General features: G+C 37.1%; 24 protein-coding genes and 1 other annotated feature. Of the genes, 8 read left to right on the top strand and 16 right to left on the bottom strand.

Annotation, left to right across the window (positions count from 1 at the left end):
• Positions 1-5: 5 nt before the first annotated feature.
• On the top strand, positions 6-413 hold the full coding sequence (locus AC2TFD_RS07930) for a globin domain-containing protein (protein ID WP_335515896.1): 408 nt from the start codon (positions 6-8) through the stop codon (positions 411-413).
• Positions 414-478: 65 nt separating this feature from the next.
• Positions 479-1,276: a ClpXP adapter SpxH family protein gene (locus tag AC2TFD_RS07925; protein ID WP_484676284.1), complete on the top strand. Its 798-nt coding sequence runs from the start codon at positions 479-481 to the stop codon at positions 1,274-1,276.
• Between the two features lie 491 nt (positions 1,277-1,767).
• On the opposite strand, the gene pepF is transcribed toward AC2TFD_RS07925, so the two are convergent.
• The 5 genes from pepF to spxA form a co-directional block, all read right to left on the bottom strand.
• Positions 1,768-3,588, bottom strand: coding sequence for an oligoendopeptidase F (gene pepF, locus AC2TFD_RS07920; protein WP_484675389.1), 1,821 nt, complete (start codon positions 3,586-3,588; stop codon positions 1,768-1,770).
• Positions 3,589-3,874: 286 nt separating this feature from the next.
• Positions 3,875-5,071: a competence protein CoiA gene (locus AC2TFD_RS07915; RefSeq protein WP_484675388.1), complete on the bottom strand. Its 1,197-nt coding sequence runs from the start codon at positions 5,069-5,071 to the stop codon at positions 3,875-3,877.
• A 101-nt stretch (positions 5,072-5,172) separates the two neighbouring features.
• Positions 5,173-6,684 (bottom strand): cardiolipin synthase, encoded by a 1,512-nt coding sequence (gene cls, locus AC2TFD_RS07910; RefSeq protein ID WP_335515882.1) that lies wholly within the window; start codon positions 6,682-6,684, stop codon positions 5,173-5,175.
• A gap of 68 nt (positions 6,685-6,752) precedes the next feature.
• Complete coding sequence (gene mecA, locus AC2TFD_RS07905; RefSeq protein WP_335515880.1) at positions 6,753-7,421, bottom strand: adaptor protein MecA; 669 nt, start codon at positions 7,419-7,421, stop codon at positions 6,753-6,755.
• A gap of 304 nt (positions 7,422-7,725) precedes the next feature.
• Positions 7,726-8,121, bottom strand: a complete 396-nt coding sequence (gene spxA, locus AC2TFD_RS07900; protein ID WP_045519743.1) for a transcriptional regulator SpxA — start codon at positions 8,119-8,121, stop codon at positions 7,726-7,728.
• Between the two features lie 561 nt (positions 8,122-8,682).
• Between spxA and AC2TFD_RS07895 the strand changes: the two genes are divergently transcribed.
• Positions 8,683-8,868 (top strand): hypothetical protein, encoded by a 186-nt coding sequence (locus tag AC2TFD_RS07895; RefSeq protein ID WP_335519418.1) that lies wholly within the window; start codon positions 8,683-8,685, stop codon positions 8,866-8,868.
• 60 nt (positions 8,869-8,928) lie between these two features.
• Positions 8,929-9,171: a binding site (T-box leader), on the top strand.
• Between the two features lie 57 nt (positions 9,172-9,228).
• Positions 9,229-10,218, top strand: a complete 990-nt coding sequence (trpS, locus tag AC2TFD_RS07890) for a tryptophan--tRNA ligase (protein ID WP_484675387.1) — start codon at positions 9,229-9,231, stop codon at positions 10,216-10,218.
• Between the two features lie 400 nt (positions 10,219-10,618).
• On the opposite strand, the gene AC2TFD_RS07885 is transcribed toward trpS, so the two are convergent.
• The 4 genes from AC2TFD_RS07885 to AC2TFD_RS07870 form a co-directional block, all read right to left on the bottom strand.
• Complete coding sequence (locus AC2TFD_RS07885) at positions 10,619-11,365, bottom strand: YjbA family protein (RefSeq protein ID WP_335514441.1); 747 nt, start codon at positions 11,363-11,365, stop codon at positions 10,619-10,621.
• Positions 11,366-11,473: 108 nt separating this feature from the next.
• Entirely contained in the window at positions 11,474-12,283 is an 810-nt protein-coding gene (locus tag AC2TFD_RS07880) for a DUF2268 domain-containing putative Zn-dependent protease (protein ID WP_484675386.1), read from the bottom strand.
• A 236-nt stretch (positions 12,284-12,519) separates the two neighbouring features.
• The gene (gene fabF / locus AC2TFD_RS07875) at positions 12,520-13,761 is read right to left on the bottom strand and encodes a beta-ketoacyl-ACP synthase II (protein ID WP_335514435.1); all 1,242 of its coding nucleotides are present in this window, start codon (positions 13,759-13,761) and stop codon (positions 12,520-12,522) included.
• Positions 13,762-13,807: 46 nt separating this feature from the next.
• On the bottom strand, positions 13,808-14,740 hold the full coding sequence (locus AC2TFD_RS07870) for a beta-ketoacyl-ACP synthase III (RefSeq protein ID WP_335514433.1): 933 nt from the start codon (positions 14,738-14,740) through the stop codon (positions 13,808-13,810).
• A gap of 183 nt (positions 14,741-14,923) precedes the next feature.
• On the opposite strand from AC2TFD_RS07870, the gene AC2TFD_RS07865 reads away from it, so the two are divergent.
• Entirely contained in the window at positions 14,924-15,154 is a 231-nt protein-coding gene (locus AC2TFD_RS07865; protein ID WP_335514431.1) for a hypothetical protein, read from the top strand.
• Between the two features lie 36 nt (positions 15,155-15,190).
• Here the strand turns inward: AC2TFD_RS07865 and AC2TFD_RS07860 are convergent, their stop codons facing one another.
• Together AC2TFD_RS07860 and AC2TFD_RS07855 are read right to left on the bottom strand one after the other, a co-directional pair.
• Complete coding sequence (locus tag AC2TFD_RS07860; RefSeq protein ID WP_484675385.1) at positions 15,191-16,003, bottom strand: hypothetical protein; 813 nt, start codon at positions 16,001-16,003, stop codon at positions 15,191-15,193.
• An 82-nt stretch (positions 16,004-16,085) separates the two neighbouring features.
• Positions 16,086-16,808 (bottom strand): lipase family protein, encoded by a 723-nt coding sequence (locus AC2TFD_RS07855; RefSeq protein ID WP_335514426.1) that lies wholly within the window; start codon positions 16,806-16,808, stop codon positions 16,086-16,088.
• Between the two features lie 205 nt (positions 16,809-17,013).
• On the opposite strand from AC2TFD_RS07855, the gene AC2TFD_RS07850 reads away from it, so the two are divergent.
• Entirely contained in the window at positions 17,014-17,199 is a 186-nt protein-coding gene (locus AC2TFD_RS07850) for a YjzD family protein (protein WP_484675384.1), read from the top strand.
• A 39-nt stretch (positions 17,200-17,238) separates the two neighbouring features.
• On the opposite strand, the gene clpB is transcribed toward AC2TFD_RS07850, so the two are convergent.
• Positions 17,239-19,833: an ATP-dependent chaperone ClpB gene (clpB, locus tag AC2TFD_RS07845; RefSeq protein ID WP_335514422.1), complete on the bottom strand. Its 2,595-nt coding sequence runs from the start codon at positions 19,831-19,833 to the stop codon at positions 17,239-17,241.
• Positions 19,834-20,111: 278 nt separating this feature from the next.
• Entirely contained in the window at positions 20,112-20,291 is a 180-nt protein-coding gene (locus tag AC2TFD_RS07840) for a YjzC family protein (RefSeq protein ID WP_335514419.1), read from the bottom strand.
• A 257-nt stretch (positions 20,292-20,548) separates the two neighbouring features.
• On the opposite strand from AC2TFD_RS07840, the gene AC2TFD_RS07835 reads away from it, so the two are divergent.
• On the top strand, positions 20,549-21,241 hold the full coding sequence (locus AC2TFD_RS07835) for a Crp/Fnr family transcriptional regulator (RefSeq protein ID WP_335514415.1): 693 nt from the start codon (positions 20,549-20,551) through the stop codon (positions 21,239-21,241).
• A 32-nt stretch (positions 21,242-21,273) separates the two neighbouring features.
• Here AC2TFD_RS07835 and mobB read toward each other — a convergent pair whose 3' ends face one another.
• Positions 21,274-21,825, bottom strand: a complete 552-nt coding sequence (mobB, locus tag AC2TFD_RS07830; protein WP_335514412.1) for a molybdopterin-guanine dinucleotide biosynthesis protein B — start codon at positions 21,823-21,825, stop codon at positions 21,274-21,276.
• Positions 21,813-23,078, bottom strand: coding sequence for a molybdopterin molybdotransferase MoeA (locus tag AC2TFD_RS07825; RefSeq protein WP_484675383.1), 1,266 nt, complete (start codon positions 23,076-23,078; stop codon positions 21,813-21,815). The genes mobB and AC2TFD_RS07825 overlap by 13 nt, the downstream gene beginning before the upstream one ends.
• Before the next feature lie 212 nt (positions 23,079-23,290).
• Here AC2TFD_RS07825 and ric point away from each other — a divergent pair, with 212 nt between their 5' ends.
• Positions 23,291-23,989, top strand: a complete 699-nt coding sequence (ric, locus tag AC2TFD_RS07820) for an iron-sulfur cluster repair di-iron protein (protein WP_484675382.1) — start codon at positions 23,291-23,293, stop codon at positions 23,987-23,989.
• A 73-nt stretch (positions 23,990-24,062) separates the two neighbouring features.
• Here the strand turns inward: ric and moaA are convergent, their stop codons facing one another.
• On the bottom strand, positions 24,063-25,079 hold the full coding sequence (moaA, locus tag AC2TFD_RS07815) for a GTP 3',8-cyclase MoaA (protein WP_335514403.1): 1,017 nt from the start codon (positions 25,077-25,079) through the stop codon (positions 24,063-24,065).
• Positions 25,080-25,267: the final 188 nt, after the last annotated feature.

Raw genomic sequence — 25,267 nt, 5'->3', positions numbered from 1 at the left:
TCAACATGTTTGAGAAAAAGCCTACTCCATATGAGGCCATTGGCGAAGACACCTTACACAGCCTAGTGGATAACTTTTATGGTCTAGTTGCACAACATCCTGATCTTGCTCCGATCTTCCCAAATGATCTTACAGAAGTTGCTCGAAGACAAAAGCAATTTTTAACACAATATTTGGGAGGTCCGCCAATCTACACGGAAGAGCATGGTCATCCTATGATGCGTGCACGACATTTGCCTTTTCCCATAACTCCTACCCGTGCAAAAGCATGGCTTTCTTGTATGAAACAAGCGATGGACAAGACTGGTCTTCGTGGTCCGCTAAGGGAAGATTTTTATTCTAGGCTCTATCTTACTGCACAACACATGATTAATACGCCTGAGACACGTGAGATATCAGGTGAAAATTCGTGAGTTACCCAGGATTCAATTCAAAACCGCCATTTTCTAATCATGACAAGAAGCCACTTGAAATATATATGTTCATCGATCCTTTATGCCCTGAATGTTGGGCACTTGAACCGATTTTAAAAAAGCTGTACATTGAATTCGGTCAATATTTTTCCCTGAAGCATGTGTTAAGTGGTCGTATCGCAAATTTAAATGTCAGCAAAAAGAAGAAGTATGAGGTCATTGCAGATTTATGGGAAAAAACAGCAAGCAGATCTGGAATGTCCTGTGATGGAAGCCTTTGGCTGGAAAACCCTGTTGCTTCTCCATATATTGCTTCCATTGCAATAAAAGCAGCAGAACTGCAAGGCAGACGAGCTGGAATTAGGTTTCTCCGTAAGCTCCAAGAAAATCTTTTTATTAATAAACAAAATATTTCTCATTTTGATGTACTAAAAACTTGCGCAAAAAGTGCAGGCTTAGACGTAGAGGAATTCATTTCTGATTTCCATTCAGAAAGTGCGGCTAAAGCATTTCAGTGTGACTTAAAAATCACTACTGAAATGGAGGTCCAGGAAATTCCAACACTTGTATTTTTTAATGATAATGCAGAAGATGAAGGGATAAAAATTACAGGACCATACCCTTACGAAGTCTATGTACAAATTCTTGAAGAAATGTTATCCGAACAGCCTGTAAAAAACCAGCCTCCCCCTATGGAGTCATTTTTAAGGTATTTTAAAGTAGTCGCTTCGAAGGAGATTGCAGTTGTTTATAATATGACCATCTCTCAGGTAGAGCGTGAAATGAAAAAACTACTTTTACTTCAAAAGGTCGAACAGCTCCCAGCAAAATATGGTACGTTTTGGCGCTATATTGAGGACTAATATTATCGCTTTCTTTAAAGATACGAAAAGACCTTGCAGCAAACTGCAAGGTCTTTTTCTATTAATACGAACAAAGGGGATGGGAGAAATTTTTCACGGTCAAACAAAGGGGTATATGTTTGTTGTGATTAACTTCACGTATAAAATATATCATGTGTGTGAACCATTGACAATATGATTGTGTATGATTTCACAATATTGTCAAAAACATATTTTTTGATATTGGACAATAAACTAGCTACTAGGTTGAAATGTACTATAACAAAAAGGTGGCATGCTTTCATGAAGAATTTACCGATATTCCTGATGGTTCTGTTTATTGTTTTAGGATTTTGTCTTCATATCCTTGCCTTATTGAAGGTCTTTCCCTTAGTCATTAGCATTCCGCTGTTGTTCATTGGAATCCTTACACTTCTTTTCTACCTGAATGACAGAAAAAGATTTAGAGGTTTTTAAAGGGATAGCACCGTTAGGTGCCATCCCTTTACATCTTATGATAATAGCTGTTCTAATTCATTTAACTTTTCTTCAAATACCTTACATGCATCCTTAATTGGGTCTGCGCTCGTCATATCTACGCCAGCTTTCTTAAGTACTTCTATTGGGTAATCTGAGCTTCCAGAACTTAAGAAATCAATATAGCGTTTAACAGCAGGCTCCCCTTCCTCGAGGATTTGTTTACTTAATGCGGTAGCGGCACTGAAGCCGGTAGCATATTGGTAGACATAATAATTGTAATAGAAATGAGGAATTCTAGCCCATTCCAAACCAATTTCTTCGTCAATCACAATATCCTCTTCTCCGAAATACTTCTTATTTAATGTATAATATTCACTCGTTAATAAGTCGGCAGTCAGCGCTTCATTATTTTGAGCCTTTTGATGAATTAAATGCTCGTATTCAGCAAACATGGTTTGACGGAATACAGTGCCTCTGAAACCCTCTAAATAATGGTTTAATAAATAAATCCTTTTTTGTTCATCATCAATCGTTTTCAATAAATAATCATTTAAGAGTGCCTCATTACACGTAGAAGCAACTTCTGCTACAAAGATTGAATAATTCCCATACGGATATGGCTGATTTTTTCTTGTATAGTAGCTATGAACAGAATGCCCAAATTCATGAGCCAATGTAAATAAATTATTTACATTATCCTGCCAGTTCATAAGAATATAAGGGTTTGTTCCATATGCTCCGGAAGAATAAGCTCCACTGCGCTTTCCTTTATTTTCGTGAACATCTACCCAGCGGTTCTCAAATCCTTCTTGTAAAATTTGTGAATACTCTTCACCTAATGGAGCAAGACCTTTAATAACAAGCTCTTCAGCCTCTTTGTACGGTATTTCCATCTTCACGTCTTTCACTAGTGGAGTATAAAGATCGTACATATGCAATTCGTTTACGCCTAACAACTTTTTCCGAAGTTTCACGTAACGGTGCAATAAGTGTAAATTTTCGTTTATGGTGTTAACTAAATTATCATAAACACTTTCAGGAATATTATTGGCTGAAAGTGCTGCATGCCTCGCTGAATTATATTTTCTGATTCTTGCATTAAAATTATCCTTTTTCACATTTCCACTAAGCGTGCTGGCAAACGTATTACGGAACTTTCCATATGTTTCATATACCGCTTTAAAGGCATCACGACGGACTTCTTGTTTTCCACTCTCAAGGAATCGGATGTAACGTCCATGTGTGATCTCAACCTCTTCACCATTTTCATCTTTAACAGTCGGAAACTTTAAATCTGCGTTGTTTAGCATCCCAAAAGTATTACTGGATGTGTCCATAACTTCACTCGCTTCTGCTAACAATGCTTCCAACTCCGCAGACAAGACATGTGGCCTCTGAATGTTTATTTCCTCAATCGCATGTTCATAAAGTTTTAATTCAGATTTCTCTTTTAAAAATCCATTCACCTTGCCTTCGTCAAGCGATAGGATTTCAGGGACAATGAATGCTAACTGACTGCCAGCCTGGGAGTAGAGGTTTTTCATTCTGTCATCTAATCCCTGGTAAAAGGAATTCGTCGTGTCTTGGTCATAGCGCATGTGGGCGTATGTATATAGCTTACCAATTCTTTCAAGAAGCTTATCTTGAAATTGAAGGGCATTATAAAGTGTATCAGCACTCTCACCTAGTTTACCTTCAAACTCTTTAATCCCAGAAATTTGATTTTTTACCTCTTTAAACTCTTTTTCCCATTCATCATCACTAGCAAAAATATCTTCTAATCTCCATGTATCCTCAACTGGAATTTCACTTCTTTGTGGCAGTGCCTTCACCGTAGAAGTTTCGTTAGCCATCTTTCTTCCTCCATTCAACATTTTTTCGGTTTACACTAAAGTTTTACAACCCTGTTAAATATTCTCCTTTTTCCTGCAATTTCCTCTTAAAAAAGGCTCTTTTCTTAACCTAAAATACTTTTTTGAGCAAAATTTTATAAGAAAAGAGCCTGCAAACTAAATTCTAAAGCGCAAAATAACTATTTCCACGTTAAAATCGGCTTTAAGATTTTAACAACAATATTTCGAGAACATTCCATCTTATTTAGATTTACCCATTATATTATGCCCCAAACTAATATTTCATTTATCCTTTTGCAAAGATAGAAGAATTTTTTTGAAAAAATGCCTGCTTACGTTCTTCCTTTTCCCTGTTAGAATTGGGGATCATGAATCCTTGTTGCATTTGATAAACAGATTCGTCCCTTTTTATAATGATTCCGAGTCTCTCTAGTAGTTGAAAATACTCCCTCACCACCATAAAAGGATTTACACTTGTGAGTTGTGGTAAATTCCGGATGATAATATTATTTATTTTTATTCTATCGTTAAATATTCTTTCCACATCCCTCAAATCAATATGGGTATTCGGTGATTTATTCTGGAAAACATCTACATACAAATACGTTTGCCAAATGATAGGTGGTGTTTGAATGAGAAGAGCATGACGAACCGGTAAACCGATTTCAGGTGGAAGCAAATATAAGTTGAGGTTATGAGGATATATTTCGTGAAGAAAATGATTTAATTCGGGACTAGCGTGAAGTGAAGAGTTAATCATAGATTTCTCCATTTCATTTGCCCATTTCGTAAAGTTAATTGGATTGAACAGTGTTGGTTCTAGAATTTCTTCGATCTTTGCCTTGTGAATAGAAAGAATACTGCTGCTTGCGGTTGTATTTTTTATAGAAAATGGGTGAATCTTACTGAGGATATGAAACCTTTTTTCTTCGGAGCAATAAGAAGGAAGGACCAATTGCCTGCTCGGTGTTTTTCTTAAAAAGAAATAATTAAAGTTTGATAAGGAAAAAACATTACCCCTTTTCGCTTTGATATGTTTGCCGCCTAAAATCCAAAAGGGAATGTAATGATGGTGGATGTAATTCTCTGTTCGTTTAACAAATATTTCTTCAGGTATTGGCGAACACTGATATTCCAATGCGTATTTGTTCCCTCTAAAATGGAACATGATATCAGGACGCTGCCCAATCAACGAATCATAATACTCTAATTTTGCGGAAATCCCCTGCATATGTAACCACTGAAAGAGCTGAAGTTTTCCTTCTAAATGATACAGAGATTCACTTTCATGAAAATCACTGCAAAAAGTGCCGCTTCGATGAGCGAAATGGTAAATACGTTGATTTCCTAATTTAAGAGAAACCGCTTCCCCGCAAACCGGACAGAAAAATTCCTCATTGTTTCGAAGAATTAATAAATTTTCTTTTTCATAATGATTACTTAAGCTAAATATTGTTCCTGATTTTGTTCGTGCTGTCAGCAAATAAAAACCAACCTCCTTTTGTACCTTACATTCGTGTTAACAGACTAGAACTCCTTTTTTTACTCAAAAAGAAAACTCGCCATTATGGCGAGTTTGTGAACTTAAAGAAGCGGTGACAGTAACCTTGCTGTTGACTCAAGCAACCGTAAGCCAATATGCCTTTTCTTAAACGATATTAATTCAAGCTGCTTTGCATATTCAAGGTCATTAATGTATTCAGCCACCAGCTTTTGGGTACTTTTTGTACGAAATAGGAAGGCATTTACCTCAAAGTTCAAATGGAAACTGCGCATATCCATATTTGATGTTCCAATAGAGGCAAGTTCATGGTCAACAATTACAATTTTACTATGCATAAACCCTCGTTCATACTCGTAAACCTTAACACCTGCTTCTAATAGCTCCGGAAAATAAGAGCGTGAAGCATGAAAAACAATCCGTTTGTCTGGACGGTTGGGTACAAGTAATCTCACGTCAATCCCGCTCAAGGCGGCCACCTTAATCGCAGAAAAGATGTCATCATCAGGGATGAAGTACGGAGAGGCAATCCAAACAGATTTTTTTGCGGAAGTAATCATTGAGAAAAAAATATTTTTTATGACACTCCATTCATTATCCGGACCTCCGGCAATTAATTGGACTCCTCCATGGTTTTTTTCATCAATTTGTGGTGACAAATATTCCGCCGTTAAAAAGCTATGGTTTGTCATATAATACCAGTCTTGTAAAAATATTAGCTGTAGAGACCGAACAGCTTCACCTCTTAACAATAAATGGGTATCCCGCCAAAACCCATATTGTTGATTCCTGCCTAAGTATTCATCACCAATATTAAGTCCGCCAACAAACCCAACCATACCATCAATGACAATAATTTTCCGGTGGTTTCTAAAATTAAATTTATTATTTAAAAATGGCAGCTTAACAGGACCAAAACAAACTATTTCTACACCGGCGGTTTTCAATTCATTTATGTATTTTTTCGATAATTTCCAAGAACCCACTGCATCATATAAGAATCTAACCTCTACCCCTTGTGCCACTTTTTCAACTAAGATGTTTTTTATTTCCTGCCCGATATGATCATCCCGGACAATATAATACTCCATATGGATATGATGTCTCGCTCTTTTCAATTGTTCAAGAATATGATGGAATGTTTCCTCCCCATTGGTTAAAACCTTGGTTGAAGTATCGAAGGAAATCGGGCTGTTTCCTAACTTTTGTGCCAACATAAATAATCTTGCTTGGTGCTCCCCCATTAAACTAAGCTTCTCTTCGCTTCTTGGGTCATTATCGCCCTCCACTGTTAAAAAAGCTTGTTTATCAAGAAAATACTTCTTCCGATACATTTTCTCCTTGCGATAGTTCCTTCCGAAAAGTAAATAGAAAAAGAATCCGACTAAGGGAAAACTGCCTAAAACCACTAACCAGGTTATCGTCTGGGTCGGATGACGATTCTCTAGGAAAATAACAAAGGCAATAAAAATGACCGATAACGTAATTAGCAGGCTTAGGAAACCAAATATGCCGCCATCTAAATACCCCTTAAAGAAAAATAAGAGGATGGAAAGAACCAGCACAAACAAAATAACCCTGACTGTGTTTTTCATTCTTATCACCGCCATTGATAATCAACCTATGTAAAAAATACCGATTTCAATAATAGAAATCGGCACAATTATTTAAAATGTTTTCTAATTTCAGCAAACACATTTTTAGAAATTATTTCTTTTCCATATTCTTGAATTCGATGGATCGTTAATTGCGTTTCATATCCATATTCAAGCAGGATACTTAATATATCGTCAATTTCGTCCTCACCAAACAAATCTTCAGGGAACTCAGTATATAAATAGTATTTATTATCAAAGTTGTACAACACGGTGATTAATTCATCTAGACCGCCACGATTCGATAACATGATGACATCTTCAAAATCCTTGAAGGCAATTAAAAATTCTAAAGATTCCTCTTCAAGTAAAAGATCTTCTTCATCACGAGGTGAATGGAAGTGCTGATCCAGGATATCTTCAATATTATTATCAACTGGTAAATCCTTTAATTTATCATTTGGAATAGGAAGCTCGAACTTTTGTCCATCCTTTGAAACCTGAGCTTTTGTTACAAGAATTTCCAAACCTTTTTCTAAAGCCTGTACTTGGATCCATAGTGGACCTTCCACAACAAACTCTTCCTCTTGATGGACCTCATCCATCATTTCCCAGAATAGTTCCTCACTTCGCTCCCGATTGTACCAAATTTCCTCACGATCAAAGCCTCGTTCTTCTATATCACCATAAGAAATGTAAAACTTAACAGTATTCTCATTAATTCTTTCAATCTCCATCTTTACCTCTCCCTTCCTTTCATATTGAAGGGACTAAATACCCCCAAACAGACAATGCTTTTTAGCAATTCCCCAAAGTAGAAAGGCTTTCTTTGTTGTGAAGAAACAAGGGTATAATCCTTGTACCTTCATTTTATGACAAAAGTATTAAATTGGGAAATAAATTTGCCCTTTATTGTAAAAACCATTCATTTGCCTATTAATTAGATATTCCTTACATTGTAACAAAATGACATAGAAATCTCAAACTTATTGAAACGGGAGGGTAAAAAAAAGCCTTCTAATGAAGGCTTTCATCTTTTTGTTAATTAACCATGCGCTGGGCTTCTCTTAATTGGAAAGTACGAACTCTCCTTGGCAGGAACCGTCGAATTTCATCCTCATTATAACCAACCTGCAATCGTTTTTCGTCAATAATAATTGGGCGGCGCAGCAGTCCAGGATTAGCTTTAATTAATTCAAATAAATCTTGAAGCGGCATTGTATCTAAGTTTACATCTAATTTTTGAAAAGTCTTTGATCTTGTTGAAATAATTTCATCCGTACCATCTTCAGTCATGCGAAGGATTTCTTTAATTTCTTCGATCGACAAAGGCTCAGAAAAAATATTTCTTTCCGTATATGGGATTTCATGTTCCTCTAACCATGATTTTGCTTTCCTGCATGATGTACAACTTGGTGAAGTGTATAATGTAACCATTCTTCTCCACACTCCTCTTTTAATTACTATTCAAATTTATAGTAAGCCATCTATATATTGATTGATTGTTGATCGTTGATTAAAATAATTATAAATAAGTAATTTATATCATTAATTATACACTACTGATACTAAAAAAGGTATCATTTTTTCAAAATTTATTGAATGTCAAACTTTTCGCCTATATTGGATATTTTCATTATATTAGACGAATATATAACAAAAAGGTTTCATTCTTTTTTTGTTTTCATCTAGAATTTTTCTATAACAACATCTTCACAACAATAGAATCTTTGAATCAGTAGACTTTATTGTATTTTTCTCAGAACTTTTTTAAGCAATGGTTACAAGTTGTTTTTCACTGAACAGATCCCATCTATTACACCTATGAATATTCTCAATTAAAAACCAATAAATGAAAACGCATTCAATTTTTATAAATATTATCGGTTTTATTCGTTTTCCTCTTTCAAAACCAGAGGGCTTCTTATAAAATAATGATAAGGGGATGTACAAAACAAACAGTTTACTAACTTTTGAATTGAAAATGGAGGTTTTATCATGGGTGGTTACATAGCTGATTTATCAATGGTTGCACTATTAATTATTGGAATTACTGCATTTATGGGTGTATTGACAAATGGATTCGGTGAAAAGGTTCTTGGAGGAAAAAAACGTTCTGAATTCGTTGACCAAAGCGCAAGGTTTCAAACCAGCTGGAAAAGCGTTGGCGGCAAGAAGAAGTAAACCTTATCCGACTTGATTACCATTATACATTTAATTATAATATAAATAAATAATTTATTAGCTTAAGCGATGATAAAGAATAGTACGTATTTTTAACCGATTCAGAGAGTTTGTGGCTGGTGAAAACAAACACGGAAAAATACCGAATGGACTTTTGAGCTTCTTTCTGAACTTCTATTTGATAAGTAGGAAAAGACGTTCCCTTGCGTTAAAAGGTTCCCTGATGATCAAGTTAAGATTCTCAGGAATTGAGTGACTCTTTTGAGTAATTTAGGGTGGTACCGCGAACCATTCGTCCCTATTGTTGTGGGGATGAATGGTTTTTTTATTTTATATATATAATTTAGGAGGAATTAGGTCATGCAAACCATTTTTTCAGGAATTCAGCCAAGTGGCACGATTACACTTGGAAACTATATTGGGGCAATGAAGCAATTTGTAGAATTGCAGAACGATTATAATTGCTACTTTTGTATTGTCGACCAACATGCAATAACGGTCCCACAGGATCGGTTAGTACTTCGAAAAAATATTCGCAGTTTGGCAGCTCTTTACTTAGCTGTAGGCATTGATCCAGAAAAAGCAACCTTGTTTATCCAATCGGAAGTTCCAGCACATGCTCAGGCGGGATGGATGATGCAATGTATCGCTTATATTGGGGAATTGGAAAGAATGACTCAATTCAAAGATAAATCTGCTGGTAAGGATGCTGTATCTGCAAGTTTATTAACGTATCCGCCATTAATGGCTGCAGACATTTTATTATACAACGCCAACCTAGTACCTGTTGGAGATGATCAGAAGCAACATATGGAATTAACCCGAGATTTAGCGGAAAGATTTAATAGGAAATATGGGGATGTATTAACGATTCCTGATATTCGGCTTCCTGAAGTTGGTGCACGGATTATGTCGCTGCAGGAACCAACAAAGAAAATGAGTAAATCCGACCCAAACGGTAAAGCTTTTATCACTCCAATAGATGAACCAAAACAAATTGAAAAGAAAATTAAAAGTGCAGTTACAGACTCTGAGGGCATCGTTAAATTTGATCAGATCAATAAGCCTGGAATATCAAATTTACTTTCGATTTACTCTATTCTTGGAAATAAAACCATCCCTGAACTTGAGGCATTGTATAGTGGTAAAGGATATGGGGATTTCAAAGGTGACTTAGCCAATTTGGTTGTAAATGTATTTAAACCAATTCAAGAAAAATATTTTAACTTAATGGAATCGAGTGAACTTGATAGAATATTAGACGAGGGTGCTGAAAAAGCAAACCAAGTTGCAAGTAAAACACTTAAAAAAATGGAAAACGCCATGGGATTAGGAAGAAAGAGAAGATAATAAGAAAAGCGCAAGTGCCCTCGGACCAAGCAAAGTACAGCTTGGTCCTGCGATGTTTATTCTAAGGAGCTTTCCTTAGTGGTCAGCGGCGTATGGCCTCCTCGTAAAAGCTAACGCTTTTCCTTCGTGCGAAGCTTACGATGCCGAAGCGTCCCTTGTGGAGGGCTCCAACTGAGATAAAGGAAACCCGAAGAGCCGGAGGCGCATTCGTGCTTGACTTATCGTAGGTAGGTAAAAATCCTGAAGGGATTTTTACTCGCGGAGACCGAAGGACACTAGCCGTTAGGGCACTCCTCAGAAAAGCTAACGCTTTTCTTTCGTGCGAGGTAACGCTACCGAAGCTTACTCTTGTGGAGCTAGAAAAAATTCCGGTCACGAAAAGTCTCGTGACCGGAATTTTTTAGTTTACTTTAGGTCCATGCTCCATTTCCCATAGTTTTTCGAAAAACGGCTGACCTTTTATTAGATTTTCACAAAATGTTTCATGCCTGGTGGACCAACCGTATTTTGTTTCCTCAAACAATTGCTGCCATGCATTTTCAAAGTTTAATTCTTGAATGGCTGTGTAACGCTCTGGACACCATTCAGTAAACCAGTATCGAACCTCTGCCTCATTCTTAGATGTATGTAATTGATCAAGTGCCATAAATAACAGTTGTTTTAGTTGACGTTCTTTTCGTGTTAGCCCTGTCATTAAATCTGGTTCAGGTGATAAAATATGGAAATCCTTATCCACTGAATTCTGTTGGAAATGATATTTTTTTGGCTCATGTGCAGCAATCATTTCATAGACAAGCTGCTCTTGTCTTGGAATAAGCCTGCTCTTTCTAATCGGAATCGAGTAACCAATTGTATCAACGGCTAAGATTCCAACCCCATCTGTAACGATGAAGCAATAATCTAGTTGAACTCTTTCATGATTTTTTCGTAAGTATGCCTTTTGAAAAATATCATCTAGAAGCTGTTGAGGTAATTCTGAGAGATCGTTCTCAATATAGTGAAAGAGAATCGGTTCTACTTTTAACAAAGGAGCCTGGTCTAACAGCTCTACACCGTCATCTTTGCGCCATTCATGAAAGTGGCACACATTATATCCATTTTCTTCACCTTCAAACCAATTTACCCAAACATCATGAAGATACAACATTGTACAACCCCTCACTTCAAGTAACTGTTTGTCAATCAGTATGGGCAGACATAAGTTAATTTATTCCTTAATATATATTTTGAGGAAGATAGTAGGACAAAAAAAAGCCTATTTTTTCCGGCTTTTTTTTGTAAAGCTATTTTCAGTCAATAAATATTTCTTTGCAGGTATTTTGAAGGAAAGTTTTGTAGAATAGTGATTATTCCGATAAAAATTCTCCACAATTTTAAATCCAGCCGCATACCCCAGTAAATTAGGAACCCTGCCTAACCCATATAAAAAATCGTCATGTTTTCTTTCGCTTTTTTTTAATTCCAAGTTATCTTGCAAATATATATTCCATAATTTCTCCAATTCTGCATCTGCATACATTTTGCACCAGTCTGCTAAATAGTTTCTCCCACAGTGAACAAGCACAGCGTATTCCGCAAGCCCTTCGATAATTATTGAATCCAGTAATGTGTAGTCTTCAAACCTTTTCGTTTGCATTTTCAACCTGCAAATATGATGGTATTCATGGACAAATAGCGCTTCCAACTCTTTTGAAGTTAATTTGTTAGAAAGAAATAAAAACATTTTATCTGGGTAGGAGACTCCACCTTTGACTTTTTCTTCTTGTCTGGAAAAAAAGCTCCTTTGCTGGCCAATTGGAAAAAGATAAATTGGTATATCAGGTCCTCCCCATGCCTTTTTATAATCATGAAAAATGCCTCTTACTTCATCCCACACATTTGTTTCTTTCATCATCGTGAAAATTTCTTTGGTTAGCGGTGATGGTTTATACATCCCGAATTCGGTTAATTGATTATAAATTTTTGGTGCACTTTGTCCATTGAAAGCAGGGAGCAGCTTTTCGCATATTTTTGTTGGTCGATCAAATTCCTCTTCCAACCATTTATCTGTTTGAATGATGCCCATTTCCTCACTCCATACTTTTTCATTTTTTACATTTTATGAATGGTATGGATAGAGGGTTCTGCAATACTTTCCCTAGATAATAAGAAAAGCGGAAACGTCATTCGTGCTTGACTTATCGTAGGTAGGTAAAAATCCTGAAGGGATTTTTATCGCGGAGAGCGAAGGACACTAGCCGCTAGGGTGCTGGAGCTGGAACAATAAAAAAAAACGACCAGGAGATTTCCTGGTCGAGCTGTTTACGCTTCATATTTCTTGAAAACAATCGTTGCATTGTGGCCGCCAAAGCCTAAGGAATTACTCATTGCTGCCTTAATTTCTTTTTGACGTGCCTTATTTGGGACATAATCCAAATCACATTCTGGGTCAGCTGTTTCATAATTAATGGTCGGAGGAAGAATACTGTTTTTCATCGACAATACAGTAAAGATTGCTTCAACCCCGCCTGCTGCTCCAAGAAGATGGCCGGTCATTGATTTAGTGGAACTCATTGCCAACTTGTATGCATGGACTCCAAAGACCTCTTTCACAGCAAGCGTCTCAAACTTATCGTTATACTCAGTGCTCGTTCCATGGGCATTAATATAATCAATCTCTTCAATATTTAACCCAGAGTCGTTAATGGCCATTTTCATGGCACGCGCGCCGCCTTCCCCACCAGGGGCCGGTGCTGTTATATGATACGCATCACCAGTCGCACCATAGCCAACGATTTCCGCATATATTTTTGCTCCACGGGCTAAAGCGTGTTCTAATTCTTCTAGTACAATGATACCCGCACCCTCACCGATAACAAAACCATCACGATTTTTATCAAATGGTCTGCTGGCACTCTTTGGATCAGGGTTTGTAGAAAGAGCAGTATTTGCACAGAAGCCGGCTACTGACATTTTCGTGATTGGGGCTTCCGCTCCACCTGTAATCATCGCATCCGCATCGCCGCGTTGAATGACTTTAAAGGCGTCACCGATTGAATTGGTTCCTGTAGCACATGCTGTTACTGTACATGAATTAAATCCTTTTGCTCCTAGTCTGATCGAAACTTGACCTGTAGCCATATCAGGAATTAACATCGGTACAAAGAATGGACTTACTCTCCGGTAACCTCTTTTTTGAAAGATTTCATATTGTTCTTCGAATGTTTCCATACCGCCAATACCTGAACCAATCCAAACCCCGATACGAGGGGCATTTTCGTCAGTAATCGTTAGTTTTGCATCCTCAACGGCCATCAGTGCCGCTGCAACCGCATACTGAGTAAAACGGTCCATTTTTCTAGCTTCTTTTCTATCCATAAAAGTTTCAGGATTAAAGTCATTTATCTGAGCAGCAACTTTTGCTGGATACTCTTCTGCATTCACTCTTGTTAAAGGGCCAATTCCAGACTTTCCTTCAATAATCCCTTTCCATGTCGTTTCAACATCGTTACCAAGCGGAGTAACCGCCCCTAAACCTGTAACCACAACCCTGCGCTTATCCATATAAGACATCTCCTTTAATACACTTCAATATATAGTTAACAGTTCCTTATTTTCCCCATCTAATCGCAATGGCGCCCCAAGTTAAACCGCCGCCAAAGCCTACCATTACAATGAGATCATCGTCTTTGATCTTTCCAGCCTCTATTTCCTCAACGAGAGAAATCGGAATAGACGCAGACGAAGTATTTCCGTATTTATGAACTGTCTTTGACATTTTTTCAACCGGTAGCTCCAGCCTTTGTCTAGAGGCCTCCATAATCCGAATATTGGCTTGGTGCGGGATTAAGAAATCAACATCATCTTTTGTCAGTCCAGCTTTTTCGAGAACATGAACACAGCTTTCCCCCATCTGTCGCACTGCAAATTTAAAGACTTCCCGTCCATTCATGATAATGTATTCATCTTGATAAAGATGCTTAGAACCAGTACCATCTGCACCCAGTTCAAACGAAAGAATTCCCCTACCTTCAGACACCTCTCCAACTACAACAGCACCAGCACCATCTCCAAATAGTACAGCAGTGTTCCGGTCATTCCAGTCAGTTATCTTTGAAAGCTTTTCAACACCCACTACTAGAACATACTTATAAGCTCCTGATTCAACAAACTGCTTTCCGGTAATAATACCGTACATAAAACCTGCACAGGCTGCACTAACGTCCATCGCTGCAGCTTTTTTAGCACCTAAACGTTCTTGCAGCATGCATGCAACGGATGGGAAAGGCTGATCAGGTGTTACCGTGGCAACCAAAATTAAATCAATATCTTCAGGAGTGATTCCTGCATCTTTGATTGCTTTTTGAGCAGCCACCAGCCCCATATCAGAAGTATTCGTATTATCGTCTGCGATTCGACGTTCTTCAATCCCTGTCCGAGTTCGAATCCATTCATCTGTTGTATCCATCATTTTTTCTAAGTCTGCATTTGTAACGATCTTTTCTGGCAAATACCTTCCAATTCCAACAATTCCAGCGTTCAAGGAATCATCTCCTTATATCAATTCATCTATTAATATCAATTATTATGACTTGGTACTAATTTTATCAAATAAAAGTGTATTTAAGCAACCTTTAATTGCTTCTACCCCCACTAATGTCTATACCATTTGACTATTCGCCTCATAATCTAATAGGGGAAATCATTACAAGAGGAGGATATTAAAATGGGAAAAGAGAAAAATCGTCCAGGTGATCCATTTTCAAAGTTGATGTTTGGTGACCGTGCGGAAAGTATGCAGAGAAGTCGTCAGGATGTTCCTAATTCCAACCAAAATTCACTTGATTTTGAATCAATTGTAGAAAACATCGTTAAACTAAAGGATTCTTCTCAAAACTTAAAACCTTTATTTGAAAGGGTATATCCTTATGTACAACAATTTTTAAAGAAAAAATAAGCTGCCTGTGTTCAAGGCAGCTTTTTAAATTAATAATTAACGATTCAAACGGCGGGTATGGTCCATTTGCTTGGTCAAAGCTTCTGAAATGGGAATTGAACTCTTAACCGTTAAAGAGATTATTTCTTCCTCCACTCTCTCTTCCGCTGAGTGATCTGTAATTGGTTTTTTGATTCCTAAAAACTCAGCACATAAATCCCACTGATCTTTCTTTCCACTTTGGAGTAAGTAATTTCCTGGTATTTTCTTTTCGATCGTTTCTAGGATTGATTCGACTGCATCCTCAATAAATAGGGCGTCGTTAGTCTGCTCCCGCAATCCTCTTAAACCCTTTCCCATATCCATTCCCTTTAGTATAGATTGTTGAAACAAAAAGGTATCAGGCTGCCAAGGACCATAGATGGTTGGCAGATAAAGGATTTGTATGGTGACATTCATTTTTTTGATCCTATTTATAAAATCAATTATGTCCGCTTTTGCGTCGGATTCCATTCCATTTGTAAGGATTTTGCTTGGAACAAGCATAACGAATTGGCCCTGAAAATCCTCATGAATGAATTTACTTATCCTGCATTCATTCCGCAAAAGGTTTTCCTTATATCGCATATATAAGTCGTAGACAGAGAGTATGATTGCCTCGTTTTGTCTGTATTCCATTAAAATTTCTTCTAGTTTAACCTCAGTAAAGTTTGAATTCCGTCCTATCTCTAATTTTTTCTCCATTAGAATCTCTTCATTTTCTTCAGCTTCAATCTGTACTCCCCTGACCTCAATTCCTTTATCAAGTAATGCTTTGCACACATGAAAAGTCACAAAGTCAAAAACTTCAGCTATAACGACCTTGTCCATTACAAATCCTGCCTCCCCAAGCTTCTTTAATGAATCCTATGCGGTTTCATAAAGAAATATTTCCTTTTATGGGGAGGGAGCGTTAAAGCACCTTCTCATACTGATTGAAAAACTTTTTCATCATATAGCCAAGCTGTTGTTTTTTTTCAGGGACAATATATGTTGGACTTATTTGTGTTTTAGCAAGTATTTCTTGCAGCAGTTTTGAATGGGTATAGGATTTCCCACTCGAAATAACATTGATAATTTTTACTGGAACCCCCAAATTTAAATTTACCTCATCATTCATGTTTTCAAGCTCCATTTCAAGTGTTGCTTGATCCTTCTTATAAGCCGCTGCCAGTTCCCTCATTAATTTTTTGTAAAAAAACTTGTGTTCTTTTTCAAGTGCAATATGTTTTTTTAAGGAGAGAATAGGATTTAATAAAACGACAGATCTTAATTGCCCCTCCATCTTTTCCATTAACCTTACTGCAACAAGTGCCCCCATCCCCTCAGCGATTAAATGCACTTTATTATTTAGAATTTCACTCCTAATAACTTGCTGATACAGCCTTTGTGCAAGCTCTACAGCATGATCACTTCCCCAGTTTCGCCCATACAAATTTGAGGAAAAAATAGTGTATCCTGATTCTTTAAATTGATTGATAATGGCCAGTTTACCCTCATTTTGGGACCAAAAGCATTTGTTTTCGTCAACAAAATGCCTTTCATCTCCAATTATTAATATTCCAAAACCTGTGGGCTTTTCAGGGTAATGGATGACGTTCCATTGAGTATCCATCTGAAAATTCCGGTTCTCCATCACTAAATCTCCTTTTACATATTTCCTCAAAATATTGTATGTGATTTCACATTTGTTGAAAGGGAATATAGCCTAGAATTAACGAAAACATCCGGTGATTTTATATTTTAAGGAGAGAAAAGTAATTGTCAAACTTTGCGTTTATTATTTCAAAAGCTTATGTTAATATTATTTAAGATGATAAATAGGGTAGAGGTGATACATAGTGCGATACTTTTGGACTTTTTTCTGGACATTTCTTTTAGTGCAAATGCTTTCATATGTAGTTAGTTCAATGACAGAAGGCGGAGTTTTTGACTTCAGTACAGGGGCGATTATATCTGTTGCTGTTGCCATTTTGATTATTATTGCAACTTCAGTCATTCCAAATGAACCTGCTCAAAAACACTAAATGTAAAAGGTCATCCATTATTCGGATGACCTTTTTTGTTTAGTTAATTGTGATTGCGATTTCTTCCTTTTCTATTGTAATGTTTACAACAGAGTGCTCTTGGACCTTGCCAGCAATGATAGCCCTAGCTAGTTTTGTCTCGATATTTCTTTGAATATACCTTTTTAATGGTCTGGCTCCATAAATAGGGTCGAACCCATTTACAGCAATAAACTCTTTTGCACTGTCTGCAATTACCACTTCTATCTCCTTTTCCTTTAATCTGCTTTGAAGTTCCTTCATCATTTTTACTACGATATCTTTTATTTCGGTTAACGATAACGGTTTAAAAAGAATGGTTTCATCAATCCTATTTAAAAATTCAGGTCGGAAATGACTTTTCAATTGTCCGAGAACCTTTTCCCTTGTTGCCTCTGATATTTCTACCTCATTTTCATTCCGGTCTAGTAAGAAATGAGAACCAATATTAGAGGTCATGATGATGACTGTATTTTTAAAATCCACTACCCTTCCTTGTGAATCTGTAACTCTGCCATCATCTAGTGCCTGTAAGAGAATATTAAATACCTCCGGATGTGCCTTTTCAATCTCATCCAACAGAATAACAGAATAAGGTCTTCTTCGAACAGCTTCCGTTAGTTGTCCGCCTTCTTCATATCCCACATATCCTGGAGGGGCTCCAATCAACCGTGAAACTGCGTGTTTTTCCATATACTCGGACATATCGATTCGAATCATTTGCTCTTCACTGTCAAACAATGCCTCTGCCAATGCTTTGGCAAGTTCAGTTTTTCCTACACCGGTTGGTCCTAAGAAGAGAAAAGAACCAATCGGTCTGTTTGGATCCTTAATTCCAGCACGGGCCCGTAAAACGGCATCTGCAACTAATTGGACCGCTTCATTTTGTCCGATAACTCGCTCATGCAATATGGATTCTAATCGCAAGAGTTTCTCCCTTTCACCTTCTACCAGCTTAGAGAGTGGGATTCCTGTCCATCTTGAAACAATGTTTGATATCTCTTCTCCTGTCACTTCCTCACGAAGAAGCTTCTCTTGCTTCGACGCAGCTGATTCCAGTTCTTTCAGTTCTTTTTCAGCCAAAGGAATCCGACCATGTCGGAGTTCTGCTGCAGTGTTTAAATCATATTTATCTTCTGCCTGTTGCAATTCTCTTCGGAGTTTTTCAAGTTGCTCCCTTTTATCCTGCAATTTTTGAATTCCTTGTTTCTCATGCAGCCACTGTGCTTTCATGCTGTTTGCATGATCTTTTAATTCTGCCAGCTCCTTTAAGAGAGTATCGAGTCTTTTTTTGCTTGCATCGTCCTGCTCTTTTCTTAATGCCGCTTCTTCTATTTCTAACTGCATTACTCTCCGTGTTACCTCATCAAGTTCTGTCGGCATAGAATCAATTTCTGTTCGTATTAGTGCACATGCTTCATCCACTAGATCAATCGCTTTATCCGGCAGAAAGCGATCGGAAATATACCGGTCAGATAAAGTTGCAGCTGCCACAAGAGCATGATCATGGATTTTCACACCATGGTGAACTTCAAATCTTTCTTTTAAGCCACGTAAAATAGAAATGGTGTCTTCCACATTAGGTTCTTGAACAAGTACTTGCTGAAATCTGCGTTCCAGGGCAGGATCCTTTTCAATATATTTTCGATGTTCATCAAGGGTGGTTGCCCCAATACAGTGCAGCTCACCACGAGCCAGCATCGGTTTTAACATATTTCCAGCATCCATAGCCCCATCCGTTTTTCCTGCTCCAACAATGGTGTGAAGCTCATCAATGAATAATAGAATCTGTCCTTCACTTTTTTTCACTTCATTTAGTACCGCTTTTAATCTTTCTTCAAATTCACCCCTGAACTTAGCCCCTGCAATTAATGCACTCATATCTAATGAGAAAATTGTTTTATCTTTTAATCCTTCAGGAACATCTTTCCTCACGATTCGCTGAGCAAGCCCCTCAACAATTGCTGTTTTCCCCACTCCAGGCTCACCAATCAAAACAGGGTTATTTTTAGTCTTTCTTGATAAAATTCGAATTACATGCCGAATTTCAGTATCTCTTCCAATAACAGGATCCAATTTACCTGCTTTTACTTCTGCCACAAGGTCTCTGCCATATTTACTAAGGGCATCGTAAACGGCTTCGGGATTTTGTGATGTCACTCTTTGGTTCCCCCTTATTTCCTTAATTGCGGACAAGATATCCTCTGGAGTTTTTCCGTTTGATTTAATAATCTTTTGTATTTCTGAATCGCCTGTATAGGAAGCAGCTAATAATATATGTTCAATCGACATAAAGTCATCTGAAAATTTGGCAGCAAAATCTTCAGCACTCACAAAAAGCCGCTGAAGCTTAGAAGTAATGTATAATTTCCCATGCTCTGTACCACTTCCGGTAACTTGTGGTTTTTTATCAAGAACTGATTGTAATGATTTTTCAACAACATCTGCCTTGATGCCAGCCTTTTCCAGGATCACTCGTAATAGACTATCTTCTTGACGAAGAAGTGTTAAGAATAAATGGGGTTCGTCAACCTCTTGATGGCTGCTCTTTATTGCCAACGATTGGGCATCTACTATCCCCTTTTGCAACCGTTCTGTCATACGATTTATATCCATATTTCACACCCCTTTGACCTTTTTTGACCTATTTACTTTTATTATATACGAATATGTAATTAAATAGAAAATAAAAGCCATCCACCTGGGATGACTTTTTTAAGGGCTCTTTTCTAAACTTTGTCAATTTGGAACAAATTTAAATGATTGTGCTAAGTTTACTCAATAAGAAAAGAGCCTGCAAACTTTATTCTAAAGTGCAAAATAGCTATTTCCACGTTAAAATCGGCTTTAAGATTTTAACAACAATCTTTACGAAAGATAGCCTTGTGAATAATTTAAGGTTTACGCTGGTAGGTCCATACACGTTCGTCATTTGATGTTTCCGGAAACCTGTCCCCTGCTTTTAACTTAATCTTTTTTGGATTATTGACATTTGACTCTGTATCACCGATTTCTATATATACACCATTGTTCGGTGCTCTTTGTCCAGATTTAAACTGCCTGCTTTGACCCATTAACTGTCCCTCCTTTTCTTGTACATCTTTATTATTTCCATTATATCCGGGGCCATTAAAGGAATAATTATGAAATAATGTCACTATATCGCTTATGGTCAATTTTGACGATTGTATGAATTTATGCCACAATTATTGATATATAAGCTTTGTTAACAATATAATTATAGTATTATCTAGTAAATGCAACCTTGACTGTCATTTATTTAGGAATACAAATTAGCGATTGATTTCGCCCCTTTAAGGTGGTTATTCGTATGCAGTCAATAATAGAATTACCTGTAAAATTAACCCAACTGTTTGAGACAGTTCACCATACAAAGAAAATTGAAAAGGGAACTTTTCTGTTTCAAGAAGGCTCTGTAGCCAATGAATTATATATTGTCCAAAGTGGTATCATTCAAATCGGAAAGATAATACCTGATGGCCGGGAACTAACACTGAGAATGTGTTCAAGAGGAGACTTTATTGGAGAACTAGATTTGTTTTCAACAGCGCCAAAGTATCTGTTAAGTGCACGTGTAGCTGAAAGCGGCGAAGTGGCTGTTATCATGAAAGTAGACCTTGAAGAAAAACTTGCACAGAGCACTGAACTCTCGCTTGAATTTATGAAATGGATGAGTCAACAATATCGGAAAACACAAACTAAATTTAGAGACCTCGTTCTTCATGGTAAGAAAGGTGCCTTATATTCTACACTTATCCGTATTACTAATAGTTACGGTACAAAAACAAATCAGGGAATTCTAATTGAATTACCATTAACCAATCAAGAATTAGCAAATTTTTGTGGAACATCACGGGAAGTAGTGAATCGATTACTAAGTGATTTAAGAAAAACAGGAATTATTTCCATTGATAAAGGTTCAATCACCATCCATGACCTTGATTATCTAAAGAATGAAATTGATTGTGAAGACTGCTCCCCAGAAATTTGTAAAATTGACTAAAAAAATCGGTCGCTTAGACCGATTTTTTTTAGTCAATTTCTTTTATTATCAAATTGATTAACAAGTTTAATTAATTGTTTCGAAATTTCCATCACAGCATTGTCTTCGGAAATATGAAAGACTGGAACCGTCAGATATTCCCTTACCACTTTCGTTAAAGCTTGATCCCAAACAATGACAGCCTTAATATTTTCTACATTTCTAATGAGTGATAGATCGTCATCATTCCTTAAAATGAGTAGTTTTGGATAGGCCTCTTTTTTATGTCCCTCAATTAAAATGAAATCCGGTCGAAAAAAACCCATAAAACGAATTTGTTCATCAAGGGTCCAAGCCGAATCTTCAGCTTGCACGACCATCCTGCCATCCCCTTCAACCAATGCTGCAGCTGCTCCTGCATCGAGATGTTTGGACGAATCCTTTTGAAGTGGTATATCCGGCCTACCACCGTGCCCATGATGCTTAATGGTGACTATCTTAAATCCATCCTTTTTTAATACTTGAAGCAGTTTTAATAAAAAAGTGGTTTTACCAGAATTTTGATATCCTGCCACTTGAAAAATGATGGACTTTACCAAGGCCATTCACTGCCAACTTGATCTTCAAGCAGCAAAATATCTACTTCATCACCCGCTTTAAAGCTTCTGGTCCCTCCTGGAAGAATCATCAAGGAATTAGCTCCAGAAAGACTCATGATGATATTCGATTTGTCTAATCCACTTGGTGTTGCATACAGGCTGCCATTTTTGATTGAAAAAGCACTGCGGACAAATCTCGTAAAAGGGTTAGCTTTAGGAAAATCAACCTCAAGTACCGCTTTTTCTTTTCGCAGATGTGGTTTGGCAGAAAAAAGCATTCTTCGAATAATCGGCCGAGTAAACAATTCAAATCCAACATAGCAGGCCGAAGGATTACCAGATAACCCAAATAGAAGCTTCCCTTCGAATTGAGCTACCGTTGTAACACTACCAGGTCTCATCGCCACTTTATTAAATAAAACCTCAGCACCCAGCTTTTCGTAAATCGCAGGTAGATAATCAAAATCCCCAACAGAAACGCCGCCAGTAGTAATGAGGATGTCTACCTTATCCAATGCATTTTTTACTGCAGTAAAGCACGTATCAAATACATCAGGGAGTTTACCATAATAGTGGACAATAGCGCCTGTTCTTTGAATTTGAGCAGCAATCATATGTGAATTACTGTTTCGAATTTTTCCAGGTACCAATTCTTCTTTTACCTCTAACAATTCAGTTCCCGTTGCAAATAACCCTATCACCGGCTTTTTTGCAACAGGCACTTGGTGATAGCCAAATGTCGCCAACATTGCTTGAATGCCTGGATTTATGAAAGTGCCCTTTTTTACTAAGATTTCACCCTCTTTGGCATCTTCGCCACGATAGGAAACATTATCACCCTTTTTGAAGCTGCGTTTTATCAACATAAATGGGGTCCCATTTTTTTCATAATCTTTTGCCACTTCAAACATCACAACCGCATCTGTACCTTCAGGCATCATAGCTCCGGTCATAATTCTAACCGCTTCGAACTGGTTTACGATCTTAGAGGATGTCATGCCAGCACCTATATGGTCGACGACCCTAAACTCCACCGCATTCGTTAAGGAGGCTTCCTTCGTATCGATAGATCTAACAGCAAATCCATCATATGGTGCCCTGTCAAAATGAGGTACATCGCTGGTTGCCTTTAAGTCTTCAGATAAAAAACGCCCAAAGCTTTCATCGATCGATACATATTCTGTTTTACCATTTAATTGATATTCCATTATTTTTTTTACTGCTTCCCCAATCGGGATTGGTTTTCTTCTCTCTAGCAACACCAACAACTCCTGCCATAACAAATAAAAGTTCAGATAATTGGTTGAACTTATTTCATTATAAGCCTATCTAATAGTAACCAATATAGCAAATATCACAATTATGGACAAAAAAGTTTTAATTCCTATCAAATAAGTGATTCAAGTCACCTATAAGATCTAGGAAATCCAGTATCCTTAAGTTATGAAATAATAATCTTTAGGAGGAAAATATGATTACTTTCCCTTTATCTTCAAATACATTGGTTAAAGATATTGTAAATGAACTGCCAAAAACGAGCGATGTGTTCAAGAAGTTTAGAATTGACTTTTGCTGTGGAGGCAATATTCCACTTTCACAAGCAATAGCTGAAAATGGCGTTAATGAAGGCGCATTGCTAGAAGAATTAAGAGTGGTATTTGAAAAAAACAGCTCAACTGAAACAGACTTAGAAGTATGGACGAAATCTGATTCAAACACCATTATTGATCACGTCATCAACCATTATCACCGAACATCTGAAGAGGAATTATCACTGCTTAGCCCATATGTTACCAAGGTTTCTCGTGTACATGGTGACAATCACCCAGAACTGTTAAAGGTTAATGAACTCTTTTATGAATTTAAAAAAGAATTAATCGAACATATGACGAAAGAAGAGGAAATTGTATTTCCGCTGATTAAACAACTTTCAGACGGAACAGTAGAAGATCGCGAAGAAGCAATCAACATGATTGTAGAGCTTGAAAAAGAACATGACCATGCAGGTGAAATCTTAAGACAAATTCGTGCAGTAACTTCTGATTATACACTTCCGCTTGACGCATGTGGAACCTATCGTTTAGTCTATAAACGCTTAGAAGAACTTGAAGGTCTTACCTTTATGCACGTTCACCTTGAAAACAACATCTTATTCCCTAGATATTTCTAATAAAGAACGATAAGAGGCTGGTGCAGCAGCCTCTTTTTCTATGCAAAAAAACCTCTCTTTTAAATAAGAGAGGTTAGCCGCCAATATAGGACATTTCAATTTTTTTACGGTTTTTTGCTGTCTCTTCTGTCCGTTCATCAGAATACCTATCATTTCGGGCATTCCAAATATTCATAACTCGGTTTCTCAGTTCTTCATCTGTTGCACCGTTTCTCATAAAGTTTCGAATATCATGACCATTTCCATTAAATAGACAAGTAAAGATTTGTCCATTTGCCGAAAGCCTCGAGCGGGTACAGCTGCTGCAGAATGACTCTGATACAGAAGTAATAAACCCAACATTCACGTCCGTGTTTTTATAATTATACAATTTTGCAACTTCACCAAAATAAGCTGGGTCAAGTGACTCTAACTGATAATGCTCTTTTAGCAGATAGTATATTTGCTTTTTTGTAATAACATCATCCATTTTCCAGCCATTCGATGATCCTACATCCATATATTCAATAAAACGCAGCTCCAAACCATTCTTCAGGCAAAAATCCGCCATCGGGATGATTTCTGAATCGTTAAGACCTTTTTTAACCACCATATTGATTTTAATCTTGAGACCTGCCTCTTTAGCAGCTTCAATCCCATCTAACACAGGCTGGGTAGCTACACCACGTCCATTGATTTCACCAAACAACTCATCATCTAACGTATCAAGACTGATATTAACTCTTTTAAGTCCTGCTTCTTTCAATTTAACTGCCAGTTTTGGGAGTAGGATCCCATTAGTCGTTAATGCAATATCGTGTAAACCGTCAATCTTAGAAAGCTTTTCCACCAAAATCGGAAGATCCCTGCGAAGTAGTGGTTCACCACCGGTAAGACGGATTTTTTCTACACCTATACTAACAAAAATTTTCGCTACACGTTCAATTTCCTCATATGTTAACAAAGCACTTTTTGGCAGAAACTCAAAATCATCACCAAATTGATCTGCAGGCATGCAATATTGACAGCGAAAATTACATCTGTCGATAACAGAGATTCTTAAATCTCGTAATGGACGATTTAATTTATCTTTAATAATGGTCTTTTCCATTTATATCAACTCCATTTTTTTCAAAAAGCGAGTAATATATTCATTCTACCAACAATTCATTAAAAATACTGTTACTTTATTCACTATCTTACCATTTCTTACGGTATTTTTTAATTTAAAAATAAGTTTTCACTATATTGTCATTGTTTACTTCTTTTAGCGGGCATCACCTAAGTTAAAATAAGAGT

The sequence above is a fragment of the Neobacillus sp. plas4 genome (assembly GCF_057221695.1).
The sequence above is the reverse complement of the archived record's forward strand: the minus strand, read 5'-3'. Positions and strand labels throughout refer to the sequence as shown.